The 16561-nt window shown below is 50.1% G+C and carries 17 protein-coding genes, 1 tRNA gene and 1 pseudogene; 7 read left to right on the top strand and 12 right to left on the bottom strand.

The genetic code is table 11. The annotated features are described in order from the left end of the window. Positions 1 to 231: 231 nt before the first annotated feature. Positions 232 to 1533, top strand: a complete 1302-nt coding sequence (locus tag ACUVQO_RS03410) for an O-antigen ligase domain-containing protein (RefSeq protein WP_445924490.1) — start codon at positions 232 to 234, stop codon at positions 1531 to 1533. A gap of 175 nt (positions 1534 to 1708) precedes the next feature. Here the strand turns inward: ACUVQO_RS03410 and ACUVQO_RS03405 are convergent, their stop codons facing one another. Further along, entirely contained in the window at positions 1709 to 2074 is a 366-nt protein-coding gene (locus ACUVQO_RS03405) for a 2Fe-2S iron-sulfur cluster-binding protein (RefSeq protein WP_445924489.1), read from the bottom strand. Between the two features lie 92 nt (positions 2075 to 2166). Between ACUVQO_RS03405 and ACUVQO_RS03400 the strand changes: the two genes are divergently transcribed. Further along, positions 2167 to 2253, top strand: a tRNA-Ser gene (locus ACUVQO_RS03400). 155 nt (positions 2254 to 2408) lie between these two features. Here ACUVQO_RS03400 and ACUVQO_RS03395 read toward each other — a convergent pair. The 3 genes from ACUVQO_RS03395 to ACUVQO_RS03385 form a co-directional block, all read right to left on the bottom strand. Beyond that, the gene (locus ACUVQO_RS03395; RefSeq protein ID WP_445924488.1) at positions 2409 to 4298 is read right to left on the bottom strand and encodes an EamA family transporter; all 1890 of its coding nucleotides are present in this window, start codon (positions 4296 to 4298) and stop codon (positions 2409 to 2411) included. Positions 4299 to 4503: 205 nt separating this feature from the next. After that, positions 4504 to 5751 (bottom strand): inorganic phosphate transporter, encoded by a 1248-nt coding sequence (locus ACUVQO_RS03390; protein WP_445924487.1) that lies wholly within the window; start codon positions 5749 to 5751, stop codon positions 4504 to 4506. A 27-nt stretch (positions 5752 to 5778) separates the two neighbouring features. Continuing rightward, positions 5779 to 7332: a DASH family cryptochrome gene (locus ACUVQO_RS03385; RefSeq protein ID WP_445924486.1), complete on the bottom strand. Its 1554-nt coding sequence runs from the start codon at positions 7330 to 7332 to the stop codon at positions 5779 to 5781. Positions 7333 to 7512: 180 nt separating this feature from the next. Between ACUVQO_RS03385 and ACUVQO_RS03380 the strand changes: the two genes are divergently transcribed. The 3 genes from ACUVQO_RS03380 (at position 7513) to ACUVQO_RS03370 (ending at position 8891) form a co-directional block, all read left to right on the top strand. After that, positions 7513 to 8370, top strand: a complete 858-nt coding sequence (locus ACUVQO_RS03380; RefSeq protein WP_445924485.1) for a M20/M25/M40 family metallo-hydrolase — start codon at positions 7513 to 7515, stop codon at positions 8368 to 8370. A gap of 2 nt (positions 8371 to 8372) precedes the next feature. Beyond that, positions 8373 to 8582 (top strand): hypothetical protein, encoded by a 210-nt coding sequence (locus ACUVQO_RS03375; protein WP_445924484.1) that lies wholly within the window; start codon positions 8373 to 8375, stop codon positions 8580 to 8582. A gap of 159 nt (positions 8583 to 8741) precedes the next feature. Beyond that, positions 8742 to 8891 carry a hypothetical protein gene (locus ACUVQO_RS03370; protein ID WP_445924483.1) on the top strand — a complete coding sequence of 50 codons (150 nt, stop codon included), beginning with the start codon at positions 8742 to 8744 and terminating at the stop codon, positions 8889 to 8891. A gap of 223 nt (positions 8892 to 9114) precedes the next feature. Here the strand turns inward: ACUVQO_RS03370 and ACUVQO_RS03365 are convergent, their stop codons facing one another. After that, positions 9115 to 9342, bottom strand: a complete 228-nt coding sequence (locus tag ACUVQO_RS03365) for a hypothetical protein (RefSeq protein WP_445924482.1) — start codon at positions 9340 to 9342, stop codon at positions 9115 to 9117. Further along, positions 9339 to 9548, bottom strand: coding sequence for a hypothetical protein (locus ACUVQO_RS03360; protein ID WP_445924481.1), 210 nt, complete (start codon positions 9546 to 9548; stop codon positions 9339 to 9341). The genes ACUVQO_RS03365 and ACUVQO_RS03360 overlap by 4 nt, the downstream gene beginning before the upstream one ends. A gap of 23 nt (positions 9549 to 9571) precedes the next feature. Between ACUVQO_RS03360 and ACUVQO_RS03355 the strand changes: the two genes are divergently transcribed. Together ACUVQO_RS03355 and ACUVQO_RS03350 are read left to right on the top strand one after the other, a co-directional pair. Further along, positions 9572 to 9814: a hypothetical protein gene (locus ACUVQO_RS03355; protein WP_445924480.1), complete on the top strand. Its 243-nt coding sequence runs from the start codon at positions 9572 to 9574 to the stop codon at positions 9812 to 9814. A 108-nt stretch (positions 9815 to 9922) separates the two neighbouring features. After that, positions 9923 to 11248: a sensor histidine kinase gene (locus ACUVQO_RS03350; protein ID WP_445924479.1), complete on the top strand. Its 1326-nt coding sequence runs from the start codon at positions 9923 to 9925 to the stop codon at positions 11246 to 11248. A 161-nt stretch (positions 11249 to 11409) separates the two neighbouring features. On the opposite strand, the pseudogene ACUVQO_RS03345 reads toward ACUVQO_RS03350, so the two are convergent. The 6 genes and pseudogenes from ACUVQO_RS03345 to ACUVQO_RS03320 form a co-directional block, all read right to left on the bottom strand. Then, a pseudogene (locus ACUVQO_RS03345) lies at positions 11410 to 11544 on the bottom strand (methyltransferase family protein); the annotation flags it as partial. Positions 11545 to 11808: 264 nt separating this feature from the next. Continuing rightward, positions 11809 to 12243 carry an iron-containing redox enzyme family protein gene (locus ACUVQO_RS03340; RefSeq protein ID WP_445924478.1) on the bottom strand — a complete coding sequence of 145 codons (435 nt, stop codon included), beginning with the start codon at positions 12241 to 12243 and terminating at the stop codon, positions 11809 to 11811. A 163-nt stretch (positions 12244 to 12406) separates the two neighbouring features. Then, on the bottom strand, positions 12407 to 12532 hold the full coding sequence (locus ACUVQO_RS03335) for a hypothetical protein (protein WP_445924477.1): 126 nt from the start codon (positions 12530 to 12532) through the stop codon (positions 12407 to 12409). Between the two features lie 452 nt (positions 12533 to 12984). Further along, complete coding sequence (mutL, locus tag ACUVQO_RS03330) at positions 12985 to 14736, bottom strand: DNA mismatch repair endonuclease MutL (protein ID WP_445924476.1); 1752 nt, start codon at positions 14734 to 14736, stop codon at positions 12985 to 12987. Between the two features lie 156 nt (positions 14737 to 14892). Further along, the gene (locus tag ACUVQO_RS03325) at positions 14893 to 15750 is read right to left on the bottom strand and encodes a helix-turn-helix domain-containing protein (RefSeq protein WP_445924475.1); all 858 of its coding nucleotides are present in this window, start codon (positions 15748 to 15750) and stop codon (positions 14893 to 14895) included. Beyond that, on the bottom strand, positions 15747 to 16544 hold the full coding sequence (locus ACUVQO_RS03320; protein ID WP_445924474.1) for a pseudouridine synthase: 798 nt from the start codon (positions 16542 to 16544) through the stop codon (positions 15747 to 15749). The genes ACUVQO_RS03325 and ACUVQO_RS03320 overlap by 4 nt, the downstream gene beginning before the upstream one ends. Between the last annotated feature and the right edge of the window lie 17 nt (positions 16545 to 16561).

Genomic DNA, 16561 nt, shown 5'->3' with positions numbered 1-16561 from the left:
CAAAGAGGAAAGCGATTCGTCATGGGTCATTCGTCATGGGCCGTTAGTAGAGGACAAAGAACAAAGGACAAAGGACGAAGCAACTCAAATTCAAAACTCAAAACTCCTTCCCATCACCCCATTACTCCCTCCCCCACCGCCTGTTAGTTCTCTCCCCTGGCTGGCCAAACTAAGGTAGGTGTTATGGGCAGTTAGACGCTTATGGGCGGTAATGGGCTAGTTCCTCTCGTGATGTTTGGTTGGATTCCGCTGGTCTTGTATCTGTTTACCCGGTTTCCCCCCCAACGAGCACTGGTAACTGGATTTGTGATTGCGTGGCTGTTTCTGCCCGTCGCAGAATTCAAGATTCCCGGTATTCCCGGTTACAACAAAATGACCGCCATTTCCTATGGCATTCTGCTGGCTACGGTCATTTATGATTCGCCACGGCTTCAGACCTTTAAATTTCACTGGGTCGATATTCCGATGGCCGTCTGGTTGGTCTGTCCATTCATCACCTCCAACGTGAACGGCCTTGGGCCTTACGATGGTCTTTCCATGGTGCAGTCCCAAATTGCAACCTGGGGACTGCCTTACTATCTGGGCCGCATCTATTTAAATAACCTGAGCGGACTGCGCCAATTAGCGATCGCGATCTTCATGGGTGGCCTCGCTTATGTTCCCTTATGCTGGCTTGAAAGTCGGATTTACACTAGCCTCATGGGGATCATCTACGGGGTCTCGACAGGGCGGGATGCAGCTCAATCATTTCGTTACGGGGGCTATCGTCCTCAATTGTTTATGGAACACGGCCTCATGTTAGGAGTCTGGATGATGACGGCTTGCTTGATGGGTGTGGCACTGTGGAAAACCGGAATTATCAAAAGATTGTGGAACCAGCCGATGGGGGTCTGGATGGCAATCTTGATCCTCACCTTCATCATCTGTCGCTCCACAGGGGCTTATGTCCTGTTTCTAGTAGGAGTATTAGCGCTCTTTCTGGCCTGGCAGTTTCGTACCAGCATCATTCTTTGGGTTTTGGTTCTAGGAATTTTCTACTACCTCTATCTGGGAGTTTCGGGGACTTTTCCGAATAAACAGATCGTGGCTACCATGTCTCAAATATTCAACGCCGATCGGGTCGCATCGGTTCAGTTTCGCTTTGATAATGAAGAAATTCTAGGTGCTAAAGCCCGCCAGCAAATGATTTTTGGTTGGGGAGGATTTGGCCGCAGTCGTGTGTTTAACGAGCGTGGGGAAGATATCTCGGTAACCGATAGCTTGTGGATTATTGTATTTGGCATCAATGGAGTAGTTGGGCTGATCAGTGTATTCTCGTCTCTGTTACTGCCTGTCCTGTCCTTCTGTATCCGATTTCCAGCTCGCTTGTGGGCAAATCCCTTATTTGCGCCGCCCGCCGCTCTAGCAATAGGAATTGCCGCCTATTCTTTAGACTGCGTGCTCAATGCCATGGTAAACCCGATCTTTATCCTGGCTAGTGGGGGCATCGCTGGACTAGTAGCAGCTAAGGATAAAGATCTAATGAAAGGCTAGAGCTATTTTAGAAAAGTATCCAGCGGTTAAAACCGCGACTACACTCACCCAGTCTGCCGACGCAGACTCAATAAAATCAAGGTTTTCAGCAACCTGCGTCGGCAAGTTTTCTCCAGATAGCCGCGACTTCAGTCGTTAGGGTAACTTCCTCAGCTAAAACTCCCTCAATCAAGTCTTAATCTTCATCCAATGGCAGTCCTCGTCGTACCTTTCCTTTACCGAAATACCGACCGAATTGAAGTTCGTATACTTCATCCTCATCCTGGGTTTCCACTTCCAGGTCAGAACGAGCATAGCTAACACACAACAATGCATAGCCCTGATGCTGCAGCTCGGCAGACAGCCCCATTGCCTCTGGTTGATCTAGTTCTCCAGAAATCACACGCACGGCACAGGCAGTACAGGCTCCATTGCGGCAGGAAAACGGAAGATTAGCTCCTTGATTTTCGACAGAATGGAGAATGTAGCGATCGTCCGGAACCTGGCAAGTGTACAGGGTATCAGTGCGACGATCGCGGATGCGGACAGTGTAAAGGGTCATAACAAGCTATAAAAAACGCAGGATTAAAGACTGAATTGGGGCCATTACCTGCTAACATAATACTTCTGTGACTGTTCACACAGCACCCCCCTGGAGAGATGGCCGAGTGGTTGAAGGCGCAGCACTGGAAATGCTGTTTAGGGGTAACCCTAACGAGGGTTCGAATCCCTCTCTCTCCGTTAAATCTGGTAGCTACAGATGGATGCAATATATCCAGCAAATGCAATATACCCAGCAATTTGTCTGCCATGGGCGACAGATAACTTGGGCCTAGCTTTACATAAATGCTGAACACTACGCTCCGGCGTGGCTTAGGTTGCTCCTGTTCCCGTTTCTAAGTTTTGGCTGCTTGCATTTGTAATTTCATACGCTCCGCGCTCAGCAGACCAACCCCCAGGGTAACCAGGAGAATGCCGAGGACTTGCACACCCTGCAACGGATTATTAATCAGAATCCAGGCCAGCAGAGCCGTCACCACTGGCCCGATCGAGGCAATGATGGAGGCTAGAGCCGCTCCCATAAAGCGTACTCCAAAGTTGTTGGCGAGATAACCTATTAGAGTCAGGGCGCCCAGAATAATGCCGCTCACGATAAAGCCAACTCGCTTCTCTGGCTGAACCAATACACCCAAATTAGGTCCCAGGAAAATGAGAATTATTGAGGACAGAACAAAGATAGTAAAGAACTGAATCAGGCTCACGGGAACGGGGTGCAGTTTCTTGAAGCCTAACTGCATAAAAATGAGGTAGAGAGCAAAGGCAATTCCTGCGGCGATCGCAGCGATTACCCCCATTTCTCCCCCAGAGGTAACTTTGTTCATGTCCATACTGGGTAACGCCGTGAATATTACCCACAAAGAAATAATGGACATCACCGCGCATCGTAGCGGAGTGGGACGATCGCCAAACAAGATCCAGGCCAGGGGTACCGTAACCAGTGGATACATAAACAGAATAGTGACGGCAGGCCCAGCCCCAATTTGACCAATGGCGATGTAAATCAACACCTGGGAGAGAAATAGGAAAAAGCCGCTACCCACAACATTGAGCAAGGGACGACGATCGCGAGCAGCCAAAAACTGGCTTAAATCTCGCCAGACGGGAGGATACAGCACCATCGAGACTGCCACCATCAACGGCAACACTACCAGCATCCGCAACCACAGGATTAAAAGCGAGTTGCCCAGCACTGTGATATTGATAAACCCACCAATTTCTGGCAGGCCCAGAATAGAACTGGGTTTACCAATAACCCGCACCACCACATTGTGAATCGACAGCGCTAGGGTAGAAAACAACACCAAAATAAAGCCAGCCCAAAAGTTTGTTTCCTTTTTGGGAAACAAACGGGTCAGGGGTTGAGGCACTCCTGGAATGGGAATAGGAGTGGAAATCACCGGGCTGGAAGCAGATTGAGGAGGATGGGAATGAGGAGCTTGAGGGGAATAGACGGAATGAGTTTGCCCAGCCTGGGCTGATAAAGAGGGGGATGGGGAGAGATCGGACGGAGAAGCATATCCTGGTCTTGCATGAGGTTGCAGTACAGTCTCACTGAGAGAAGGCTCATCCTGCCCTATAGGGTAGGAATAGACAGAACCACTCACCGGAGATTGTAAGACCGTTGTTGAATCAAAGCTTTCAGCCTGCAGTTGCTCCTGGAGTTTACTCACAAGAGCCTGCAAAATAGCCTCTCCCTGTTGTTCCAGGTTATGCATCCGTCCTAGCTGTTGCGATAAGGCACTGTGATAACTATTGAGTTCCTGTTGCAAGGTTCTAAAGGTGGCACTAAATGTTGCATCCAGGGAAGCCAGCATTCGTTGGGCATTGTCACTCTGCAACTGGCTACTTCCGGGCAATCCAGATTCCATTGCTGCCATTGAGTTGGCTTTTGTCATCTGATTCATTTGCTGCACCATCAAACTTTGCAGATGGTTAGCCAATGCCATTGCCAATTGCTTAGCCCATAACTGTTGTTGGGCGATTTGTTGTTGGGAGAGAGCGGCTGTTCTTTGCGTTTGCAGCGTCTGATGCTGAGCTTTCAGTTGCTTTACCTCTTCCGTCAAGTAAGCTTTTTCAGCCTGTAGTTGATTCACTTCCTCAGAAAGTTGCGTGACTAACCCCTCATGCAACCGTCTGAGATCCTGAGTCACGATTTGCAGGAGGCTCTCAACGGTGCGCCCGTTCTCGCTAGTATTACTAACTGGTCGATTCTCCATTTGTCCCATGAAAGGTTCCTCTAAACCTATCCACCCTGAACTATTCAACGTTTCATGTCACTTACTCATACCTAATGTTCCCAAGTAATAATTTGGAAAAAGCTATATCAGCCAGGATATATCCAATTTTCGAGAGTGAGCAGTGAATTTGGTCTTTATTCCAGTTCCGCTTTACAGATGTGGATGGTAAACGGTGAGTGGGATTGTTTTCTGGTCAAGGAAGCCAGGAGGAAAGGAGACGAAAGGTAAGTGCGCCCAGCCCGATCGCCGCTGGAATGGTAGCAATCCATGTGAGGCCGATCGTTCTCACCGCCTGCAACTCCACCGTTTTCCATCCTTGCGCTAAACCTACTCCCACTACCCCACCGACTAAAGCATGGGACGTAGAGACAGGGAGTCCAGCTTGAGAGGCCAGCAGCACCGTAGTAGCGGTGGCCAATTCTGCACACATGCCGCCGCTTGGTTGAAGGGCAATAATATTTTCTCCGACAGTAGTAATGACTCGCTTGCCCCATACCGCCAGACCCACCACAATTCCTGTCCCACCTAACACTAAGACCCAAAGCGGAATCTGAATGGAGTCGATGGGAACAGTTCCAGTTTGCAGGGTGGCGACGATCGCCGCCAGCGGAGCGATCGCATTTCCCACATCATTAGACCCATGAGCAAAGGCAACAAAGCAGGCACTCAGGAGTTGGAAGCGGGCGAGGAGAAGTTCGGGGAGAGAGAAAGGAGGGGAGGGAGAGATCGCCCGCCTTAATTGCCCCCATAAAACAAAGGTCAATGTCATGCTGGCGATCGCCCCTATTCCTAACAAAATGGTGTGGGAAGGCAGCAGGATGCCCAGGCGCTGAGATAAAAAGCATTGGATGGGTTGGCTAAAGCTGGGTAAAACGATTACGCCGAAGATGCTAAACAGGATGGTACTCAGCCAGGGAATCCATTCGTCCAGTTGCTGTAAGGGATGGGGTTGGTCGAGAATGAAGCGTTTGATGATGGTATAGAAGAGGGCAGCGATCGCACCACCGAGGACGGGAGTGAGAATCCAGGTGAGGGTGATGGTGCGGATGGATGGCCAGTCAACCGCCTGAAATCCCACAGCAGCCCACCCAAAGCCTGAGATCGCGCCGACCACAGCATGGGAGGAGGAGACGGGCAGCCCAAAGGCGGTCGCAAGGTTGATCCACAGGCCACTGGCAACCAGGACAGCCAGCATTCCAGTGAGAAAAATCTGAGGCGTTTGCCCAAAGAATTCTGGACTGACGATTTGGGTGACCAGGGTTTGGGAGACATTCTGACCAAAGAGGATGGCTCCTGTGAATTCCAGTACGCCAGCAATGATCAGCGCCTGTCGCAGGGTAACGGCTTTCGACCCCACTGAGGTACCCATTGAATTGGCGACATCATTAGCACCTAGATTCCAGGCCAGGTAAAACGCCAGCAGGCAAGTCAGAATTAGCATCAAGCAAATGGTTAATAGCGATCGAGCTTAAATTTTGGATTTGCGATTTTGGATTTTGGCCTGGTAATGGCCGCTGCCGTTCTTTTCCTTACGACTTTTTGAGTAGCCGTAGAGTGCCTGGTTGTAAATGGCTTCATGCTCCTGGGCGGACTGGAGGAGATCGACCACAGGAGCCGGATAATCTACCCCCAGGCGCACACCAAACCGCTTTTGTTCAACAGGAAGCAGTTTCCAGGGTTCGTGGACTTTAGTGGCTGGAACGTGGGCCAGTTCAGGAAGCCAGTGTTTAACGTACTGGCCATCGGGATCATAATCTTTAGATTGCTTCAAGATGTTAAAAAATCGGAAGCCTCGCGCATCATTACCCACGCCAGCCGTGTAGTTCCAGTTACCCCAATTGCTGCACACATCGTAATCAATCAGCAGGGACTCAAACCACTCTGCGCCCATCTGCCAGTTGATTCCCAGATTTTTCGTGAGAAAGCTGGCAACATTCTGACGACCCCGATTAGACATAAAGCCAGTCGCCGCCAGTTCGCGCATATTGGCATCAACGAGCGGAAAGCCTGTTAGTCCCTGTCGCCAGCGATCAAACAACTCCCAATCTTCTTTCCAGGGAATGGGAATCCCCTGCAGTCCAGAGGTGCGAAAGATGCGGTTGCCGTGTTTGGCACAGATAAACCGGAAGTAATCTCGCCACAACAACTCAAAAATCAGCCAATAGGTCGAGTCATTTTTGATGCGGGTGGCTTCGTAGGTCTGCACCTGTTCATAAATAAAGCGCGGCGAGAGGCAACCCAGGGCCAACCAGGGTGAGAACTTGGATGAGTAATCTGCACCCAACATACCATTCCGGGTTTCTTTGTAAAGCTTGAGGTGATCCTGTTGCCAGAAGTAATGGGCCAATCGTTCCAGAGCCGCCGTTTCTCCTCCTTGAAAAGATAGAACAGCGCGATGATCAATTTGTGGAGGTTCTAAGCCCAGGTCGGTAAGGACAGGCAGAGAACCACGATCGCACTCCGGCAATTCCGGTAGGGTATCCGGAGTAGGTAAGGCCGGATTGACCATAGCATCCTGCTCCACCTGCTTCCGGAAGGTCGTAAACAACTCCGGTAACTCCTGAATTGTGAATGGCAAATCATCAGGGTGATACAGGGTATGGCCCCAGAAGCCTCGCAGGGACACCTTTAATTCGGTCAAAGCAGTTTCCAAAGCCCTCTCCACAGCTAATTCTTCCGCCGTCACTTCCCGGTGATAGTACACGGCAGAGATATTCAGATCTTTGACCAGTTGCGGAATCACGGTTTCTGGATGGCCCTGACGAATCAGCAGATCGCTACCTCTGGCTTGCAGCGATCGGCGTAAATCGGCCACACTGTCCAGCAAAAATTTTGCTCGGAAAGCCCCTGTTTTAGGAAAGCCAAAGGACGTTTGACCGAACTGGCGCGGGTCAAAACAATACAGGGGAATGATTTCAACAGCAGAAGTGGCTTGTCCAGTGAGTGCCTGATGCAGGGGTTGGTGGTCATGCAGGCGCAGGTCATTGCGAAACCAGAGAAGAATTCGGGTTGGGGTTGCCATTGAGTTAGAGGGTTGAGGGTTGGGGGGGATTAGGGATTAGGGATTGGGGATTGGGGGGATTGGATCGGTGTGAGGGAGCGATAACTGCAAAAGGCCCATAGGATACCAGAGAGAGCTTACTTTCAGGGTATACATTTATTCATAAAACAGGGGCGACCCACGGGGAGTTTTTAGAAACCTATGGCATTGACGGAGCTAAAACAGCGATTACACAGCCATCTAATAGAAATTGTTCGGGAGCGGGATCCATACCTGGCCACGGAAGGTCATTTTTATGTGCAGCAATACATCCGCCACCAACTGGAGCAATGGGGCACGGTGGAAAGCTGTGAATTCAAAATTCAGGCCCGGACTCACGTTAATTTGCTCCTGAATCTCCCTGCCCAAACGGGTCGTTCTACCCAGCCACCGATCATCCTGGGTGCCCACTATGATGCAGTTCCGGGTACACCAGGGGCCGATGATAATGCCACAGGGGTAGCGGCTTTACTGGAACTGGCCCGATCGCTCGTCCAACAACCCGCCCGTTATCCCATCCAATTGATTGCCTTTGACCTGGAAGAATACGGGATGCTAGGCAGCCAGGACTATGCACAAGCCCTGTTTCAGGCCCAGCAACCCGTTCGACTCATGCTCTCTCTGGAAATGCTGGGCTACTGCAGCCAGGAACCCAATTCCCAGCGCTATCCCTCACCGTTGTTGAAGGCCATTTATCCCAATCAGGGAAATTTCATTGGGTTAATTGGCAACCTGCCCACGTTGCCCGACCTGCTCCATCTCAGCCATCATATCCGGAGGGCCGGAGTTCCCAGTCGGTGGCTCCCAGCAGGTATGAAAGGCCAGATTTTGCAAGCCACTCGTTTGAGTGATCACTCCCCCTTCTGGGATCGTGGCTATCGAGCCATCATGGTTACAGACACGGCTTTTATGCGAAATCCCCACTATCACCAGGCGAGCGATCGCATTGAAACCCTGGATTTAGACTTCCTCACAGGCACCTGCCTTGGCCTCATCCGGGGCCTGCAAACATTGAAATAGAAATGCTGCAGTGGCATTTCTACTTTGAATGGGCACACCAAGCTTTGCCCATCGCTGAAGAGAAAGCTACGGTAGGGGTCACAGTTGATCTGCCTCTGTCCCTGCACCAAGCGTTGACGGATCTGGCCCAGCAGCAGGGCAAGCGGAAAGCGATCCTGGTCAGGTGGGCGACCCCTTGCGGGTATCTGCAAAGCAGCGCGGGCGGTTGTTAAGGGAATGTAAAAACGATTCAGTCAGGCCGTGAATAACCAGGAATTTTACCGAAATCCCTCAGATCGGGTGTAGGAGAAACCAAGGGATTTGCAGTCATGCTGTAACTCAGGCTAAATTCGAGAAGACTCTGCTAAGAGAGAAGAAATGAGGGGCCGGAGATGAATAAGGAAATTGCTCAGTTCTCCCTCGAAGATGGCACGAAGTTTCTGGTGGAAGTGGATGAGCCAGAGGGAGCAGCCGTGGAGCGGGTGGCGGCTGAAGTCAATACCGAAAAGATGGTGCTGCAGGCCAAACAGACGTTTGAATAGGCGATAGAAACGGTCAAGCCCGTAGCTGTCGTTCTGCCTATCGCCTCAACGACTTTCCGGACAACCGCCTCAACGCTCTCGGTTTTCGTGTTGTCTGTGCGGCTGCGAGGACTCTAGCTTAGCCCTTTACCCTTTAGTACTTTTGCACTACTCTCTCTTGCTTTTACCCTTTCTTCTTCCGCCGCAGGCGGATCAAAATTTTTTTTGGGAAAGGCCAAAAGGATTAGGCCGCTTCATTCGTCGAAGTAGGCCGTTCCGTTAACTTCCTGGCTTCTGCCACTTCCATCTCTGCCAAAGTTGCGGCCCAATCCGCTAACTGGCGTGCGATCGTGGCCCGTCGTTGGGGGTCTTTTTCTTTCCAGAGCGCCAAACTTTCAAAGTAAACCGTATACCGATATTCAAAGATCGATCCCGGCGGTACTGCATAAGGGCCAGGGGTTGCATCAGTCATGGCAGGTAACTCACTTCAGTTTCAATCGTGGACAACTGACGGTCAGGCTCATTATAGGTGAAACGAATACCCAGGAGGGTTTTCTCAGTCAACACTGCATCGTATCTCGCTTCAGTTGGGGTCAAATCAGGATGGCGGGCAATAATCGTGTAACTGCCTTCAGGAACATCTCGAAATACAGCTACCCCGGTTCGTAGGGTCAGCATTTTTAGCTTATGCTCCCATAGCAGTGACAGTGCTAGATAACCAGTTGAACTACCTGTGCACCAGCTACCGGTGGCGTGCGAGTGGGGGATGGGATGAGGCCGATCTGCTAGGTCAATCCCATCTGGAAACAGTTTCCCATGAGTCAGATGAGTGGCGGCTTTTCTACCAACAAAGCCTGACGGAAGGAACGGTAGCCCAACGAGAAGAATTTACCCAAATTTCACCAACGGCAACTGGCTGGCTCAATTGGCGAGTCAGTCCCTAGTGGGAGGCGAGTGGCAATCCGGGTGGGCTAATTATACTGCGAGATGATATTACCGCCCAGAAACTGGCGGTACTGGAAAGCTACTCCAGGTTTCAGGACGATCGCGCCTTGATTGAAGCAGCTCTCATAGAAAGTGAAGAAAAGTTTCGTCGGCTGGTTGAATCTGCTAACGATCTGATTTACATGATCGGTCTGGATGGTAACTTTACCTATCTTTCTCCCCAATTCCACGAGATGTGGGGGTATGAATTAGCCGACTTTGAGGGCAAATCCTTTGCCGAAATTGTGCATCCAGAGGATATGGCGAAAGTCACCCGCTCAGCACAATGGTTGATGCAGACGCGACAACGGGATGCTGGTCTGGAGTTTCGTACTCAACGCAAGGATGGATCCTGGTGTTGGATTGTTTGCAACAGTTCACCGATTGTTGATGCGAATGGCAATGTGGTAGGGTTGCAAGGTATCGCTCGCGATGTCAGCGAGCGCAAACAGGCGGAACTACAACTGCAACAATCTGAAGCCAAGTTGCGGCAGCAAGCCGAGGAACTCACTACCACGTTGCAAAAGTTGCAGACTACGCAATTGCAATTAATCCAGAGTGAGAAAATGTCCAGCCTGGGTCGGTTGGTGGCTGGAGTCCCCCATGAGATTAATAACCCGGTCAACTTTATCCATGGGAATGTGATCCATGCAAGTGAGTATGTGCAAGACCTTTTAAAAAACTGCTTATTAAAACTGCTTAAGTTGTACTATGAGCACTACCCACATCCAGACACAGCTATTCAAACCGTCATTGAGGAAATTGATCTGGATTTCCTGATGCAGGATTTACCCAAAGTGCTGGCATTCATGAAAGTAGGGGCCGATCGCATCCGTCAGATTGTGCTGTCACTACGCACGTTTTCGCGGATAGATGAAGCAGAACTTAAACAGGTAGACATCCACGATGGCATCGATAGCACCCTGATAATCTTGGAGCATCGCCTGAAAGCGAAAGACGACCATCCTGCCATTCAGGTCATCAGAAACTACAGCCCCCTGCCGCTAATTGAATGCTTTGCTGGGGAACTCAACCAGGTGTTTATGAATATTTTAACGAATGCAATCGATGCACTCAATGAAGTCAGATTCACCGCCCCAGCCGACTTCATACCAACAATTACGCTAACAACTCGGCAAACAGAGTCCAATCAAATTACGATTCAGATTGCGGACAATGGCCCAGGCATCCCTGAATCCATCAAAACCCGACTCTTTGACCCGTTCTTCACCACCAAACCCGTTGGCAAAGGAATCAGACAAATCAAAGATCTTTGTCCAGGCCAGAGCCGCGCCCATACTATGCCCATGCATCGCCAGGGTAAAAGTACGTGCCAGTGCCGCTTGCTCCTCATGCGATTGAAACAGCTTGCCATTGGCGTAGACCTGGGATGAATTGGTCGGATAGCTTTTTGCAAACTGGGATAGCTATTGACCTGATGATTGGCAGTCACCATGGTTAAAAAGCCACCAAAATAAGTCGGGCTAGTTGCCAACAGGTAGTCCTGAGCGAGCTGCGTTAGCCTATAATGACCGCGATCGACCTGCACTAACTCCATCGAACCGCAGGCGGTCAGCATAGCCTGGGTTGCCCGATGAGCCAGCTTGAGAGCTGTGGCAATCTCTTCTAATGTCTGTGGCTTTTGTGCCAGTAGAGGAAACAACCCCAAATCATGAGCAACCAGCAGCATGTGATAGTTGAAATGCCCCAACACAATATCCCACAGTCGGCTCTCATTACTTTTGGGGCGTTGGATCGGTACCACCTGATCGCGATCGTTCTCTAATATCACTTGACTCATACAATCTCCTCTTCTACCTGAGTAAACAGTCTGCCTGGGTTAATACAATTGCCAGAAATTGTCAGAAAAGCCAAGGAATCCGGCATTAACCTGATCCTCGGCTATCAGTCTGCAAAAATCTTCCAGTGAGCAAGATCTTATAGAACCAGCCATCTAGCCTACAGAGGCCAACTGTTTATCAGATTGCCAGGGTTGTTGATCTAGTTCCAACAGCATGTAGTCAAACATAGCTACAATTTGTTCAAAGATTAACTGATAGTTGTGCTTGACAGTTTCCAGATCTGCATCACTATGGATATTGCGGGCAATTACTTGCAGTAGATCAGCCTGATGATCGGGGTCAAGTTCGCTGTGGATATGGAAATATTCAATCTCATGATCTGTAATGCCATTAAAGGTCTGCGTCAGACCTTTGATATACATAGGGAAGAGATCGGGAAGGACGGTTTCAATCGCCAAAAAACGAGCGAGAACACCCACTAGAGGCTCATTTGGATCAACATGAAATCGCTTAAATACCAGGGCTGGAATCCGGCTGCTGTCGTCATCCTCATGGACTGAAATATTTTCACAGCCGATCGCTTGCATAAAGCGAAATAGAGATTGACATAGGCTTTTTTAACATCCAAACAACCATGTTCAGTATAGATATTGTCAATCAATACAGCTCGATCTTCCACGTCAGAAGCCATCGCAATCGCCATCAAAAATGACTGATTAAAGCGATTGGATCCGGGGAGCATTTTTTAGCCTACCAACGAATTTGCTCGGCATTAAATCCACCCTGAGAAAAGCGGGTCATAAATGGATGACCACACAGATTATAAGGCTGGGAGAGCGGCTTCAAAACATCAGAGAGAGTTTGAACCATAAACATATCGTCTCCTCCTATGTAGATGCAAATGGATCGGCAAAAATATATTAAAAAAACCTTAAATGAATCAATCAAATATGGTCAGTATTCTCACTGGCACAAATAATAAAAATATAAAATTTTAGTTGAGCAATACTATAAGATTAGTGAATTCATGTATTTTTACAGCAGAAAGAAAAATTCAAATGGACTGAAAACTATATTTTTTAAGACCAAAATTTATTACATCTATCAATATTAAGTATTCGGCGGTTAAAACCACGACTACACTAACCAAGTCCGCCGACGTAGACTCAATACAATCAAGGTTTTCAGTAACCTATGTCAACAGGTTTTCTCCGGATAGCCGCAACTTCAGTCGCCAGGGTGATAAACTTACCTCCTTACAGCATCTGCCGGAATCAAAATTTCATTTGGTATAAGTTAAATTGTGATCTCGTCCCTACCAGTTCATTTTAAAGACCGTGGCTTTTGCCAATCATCCAGTGCCGCCGGAAGAAGCGAGATAAAGAAGACTCGCTGAGGGTAAGACAGATGGGCCGACCGTGGGGACAGGTACGGGGATTCCGGGTTTGCTGCCATTGATCGAGTAAGGTTTGCATTTCCGATAAGGTCAGGGGGGTACCATTCCGAATTGCACTGCGGCAGGCGATCGCAGCCTGGACTGTGGGTAAATCTCCCCCCAAACTGAGTTCCAGCAAAGCATCCGCACAGTCTTGCCGAGCGGCCACCATATCCGGGGCCGATCGCACAACCCAGGTTTGTTGACCGAAAGCTTCTACTTCCAGTCCCAAGCGTTGCAACTGTTCTAGCTGGGCAGGGGTGAGTTGGTTCAAGATAATGGGAGTAGATAAAGGAACAATCTGCCAGCGATCAACCAACTGCTCATACAGCACTCGTTCATGAACAATGTGTTGTTCCAGCAGCCAGATTCCCTCAGCGTGTTCTGCCAGAATGTAGGTCTGGTGTACCTGAGCGATCGCTTTTAAGGACTTCAACCCGGACGCATGGTTGATGACTTCTTCTGTTTCAGCCTCACTCCCACTCTGCTCCACAGCATATTCCCCTGCGGTTTCTGCCGTTTTCAACAGTTGCCCCAATCGCCTGGAATGAAAACTTTCTGGGAGAGTATTTGGGTTGAGTTGTAGAGTTTGTGCGATCGCCGCCACAATCTGCTCACACCAGAACTTCAAGTGATGCAAATAGACTTCTGATTTGGCGGGATGGCGATTCCAGTCCACCTGCTCCGGTGGAACTTGTAACTGTACGATGCAGACAGGATAGCGATCGCGGGGTAAGGTACGGCGAAACCCCGTCAAAATCGCCCGTTCTAACTCCGGTACATGGACAAATCGGCCATTGATCGCAACGCGAATCCAGTCCGCCCGATGACGATGACAGCGATCGGGCAATCCCAACAACACATACAGGGAGCAACTGCCCAGGAACAGGTCAGACGTGCATAGGCTGCCATTTTCTACGGGTTGAACGTCAATCTCCAGTTCTCGCAAATCGTGAACCTGCACATCTCTCAGCACTTGCGGCAGAATTTCACGGGGTGTAGCACCAGGAAACAAAGTAAACCAGTCTCGCTCATTTTGCTGCACATGCCAGGTGACATGAGGATAACCCAGGGCCAATTGGTGAATGGTCGCCTGTACCGCTTTTAGCTGTTGGGTAAACGAAGGCAAGCCCTGACGACGTGCCGGTAAATTAGCGAACAATTGATCCACCGTGACGATCGTTCCCGGAGCGATCGCCACAGGGCGAGTCTGCACCGCTTCACCCAAGGAATTGTAAGTCACCAGCCAGCCTTCTCCAGCTAACCGATCTGGGGCTGCCCCATTGGCAGTCGGGACGATCGGGCGACTGGCAATGGCCAATTCTGCCAGTTGGGCCAAACTATACAGGGCTTCTCCCCGAAATCCTAGACTGGTGATGTGCCAGAGATCGACCCGATCGCGAATTTTGCTGGTGCTATGGGGAGAGGCCGCTTGTTGTAAATCCTGTAACCCCATGCCAGTTCCATTATCGGCAACCCGGACTCGCCATTGATCGGGCCAGAGGGCAATCGTAATCCGTGTGGCTCCGGCATCCAACGCATTTTCTGCCAGCTCTCGCACAACCGCTGCCAGCGAATCAATCACCTCACCCGCCGCAATCAGATGCACAACTTCAACAGGTAGCGGTTCAATTCCGGATTGCATAAGCCTTAGCCCCTCCAGTCCTAGAAACCGGGTGCTGCCTTCACATCAAGATTGCTTTGGCTTGCTTTAGAAGCCGCATCTTAGAAAACGGATTTCTGCCTTGAAGACATCAAGATCGCTAACCTTCCCGGCAACAAAATCAGCTTCTAGACAAAGCTACAAAACCGCGTTTTGGGCAGTTGTCGTGGGAGACACGAGAGACTGACCACTGGCATGAGAGCTGGCATCAAACTGTTTTTCTTCAACGACTCCCGGTTTCCCCATAAGTTGGGGTCTTTCCTCATTATGACTCACTAACACGGCTCCTGCGTCTCCGGCTCGCACTATCACCTGTTTGTTCGCTTCCCAGGTGCGTTGGGTTCCCTCAGGTAAAACCCCCTCAAACTCTGTTTTACCATCCACAGTGATGCGTAACCAGGATTGGGCTGTCAGCGTCAATCCCACTCGCACAGGCTTACAAGACGTGGTTGGAGCTATTTTTTTAGCAGCAGTTTTACCAATTTGAGTGGGGGCAGAAGGGCCATAAAACTCGTTTGAGCCGGGCGCAACATACTGACCAGGTGAAACAGGTTTTGTCAAATACGCATAGCGGCTTGCCTGACTAGCAGAGCGATTCAGGGTATAAGATAAACCAATGACCGCGCCCACCACGAGCAGCATATACAGAATATAGAGATGGAGTGGCCGCAATTGAGCTTTGAAGGCACTCTTCCAGGTAGGCTTCACTGGCCTGATGATAGCTCCTGTGGGAAAAGCATTGGCAAGCTCTGCGCCATCAGTCCCGATCGCATCCGCATAGCGACGAATAAAGCCCTGAATATAAACAGGCTCAGGCAACTGTGCTAAATTCCCGTCTTCGATCGCCTGCAGCGTGCGAACAGGAATTTTGGTGATCGAGGTGACTGTTTCCAGCGATAGTTCCTGAAGTTGTCGCACCTGACGTAGATAAGCACCAATTTCTGTCAGCAGTTCTGCCTGTTCATTGCCCATCTTTTGAAGAGCCTGATTTTTCATACACTGCACTCCTCACGTTTCACTGGCTCCCTATTAATAAATGTTAGGGCAATTTGGGAGTTCAAGAAACCCACCTCCGTATCGGTTAAAGCGCGGTAACATCCTGGTAGAACCTCGGGTACTCCAGGGTTTTGTAGCCGGATTGGCCCGATCGCAATGCGATGTAACTGCAAAACGGGATGACCTAATTGATCGGCTACCCGACGAATTTGCCGATTGCGACCTTCCTTCAGCACGATTTCCAGTAACGTCTTGCGATCGGGATGGCGCTGCACCATAGAAACTTGAGCAGGTAAGGTTTTACGGCCTTCCAGCAGGATTCCCTGCCGCCACTGGCGCAATGTCTCCTGAGTCGGATAGCCCTCCACCCAAACCCGGTAAGTCTTAGGAATGTGATGACGGGGATGGGTCAGATAAAAGGTCAGATCACCATCGTTGGTCAGCAACAACGCGCCTGTAGACTCAGCATCCAATCGTCCCACGGGATGCAGTCCCTGTCCCTGCTGCAGGTCTTTGGGCAAGAGATCGAGAACAGTACGACGCCCCCAGGGATCGTCACAGGTAGATACGACTCCTGCTGGTTTATTCAGCAATAAGTACAGTGGGTCGGGCTGAATGGCAGGACTCACCAACACCCCATCCACACAAATGCGATCGCGCTCAGGATCCACCTTCTGCCCCAGATGGGCAATTTCATGATTGACCTGGATTCGTCCCTGCCTGACCAGTTGCTCAGCCTGACGGCGGGAAGCCACGCCCCAACTCGATAACACTTTTTGTAACCGCTCATCCATGACATCACCTTAACAAT

The sequence above is a fragment of the Leptodesmis sp. genome (genome assembly GCF_052746595.1).
Note: the sequence above shows the minus strand (reverse complement) of the source record. Positions and strands in the feature narration are given on the sequence as shown.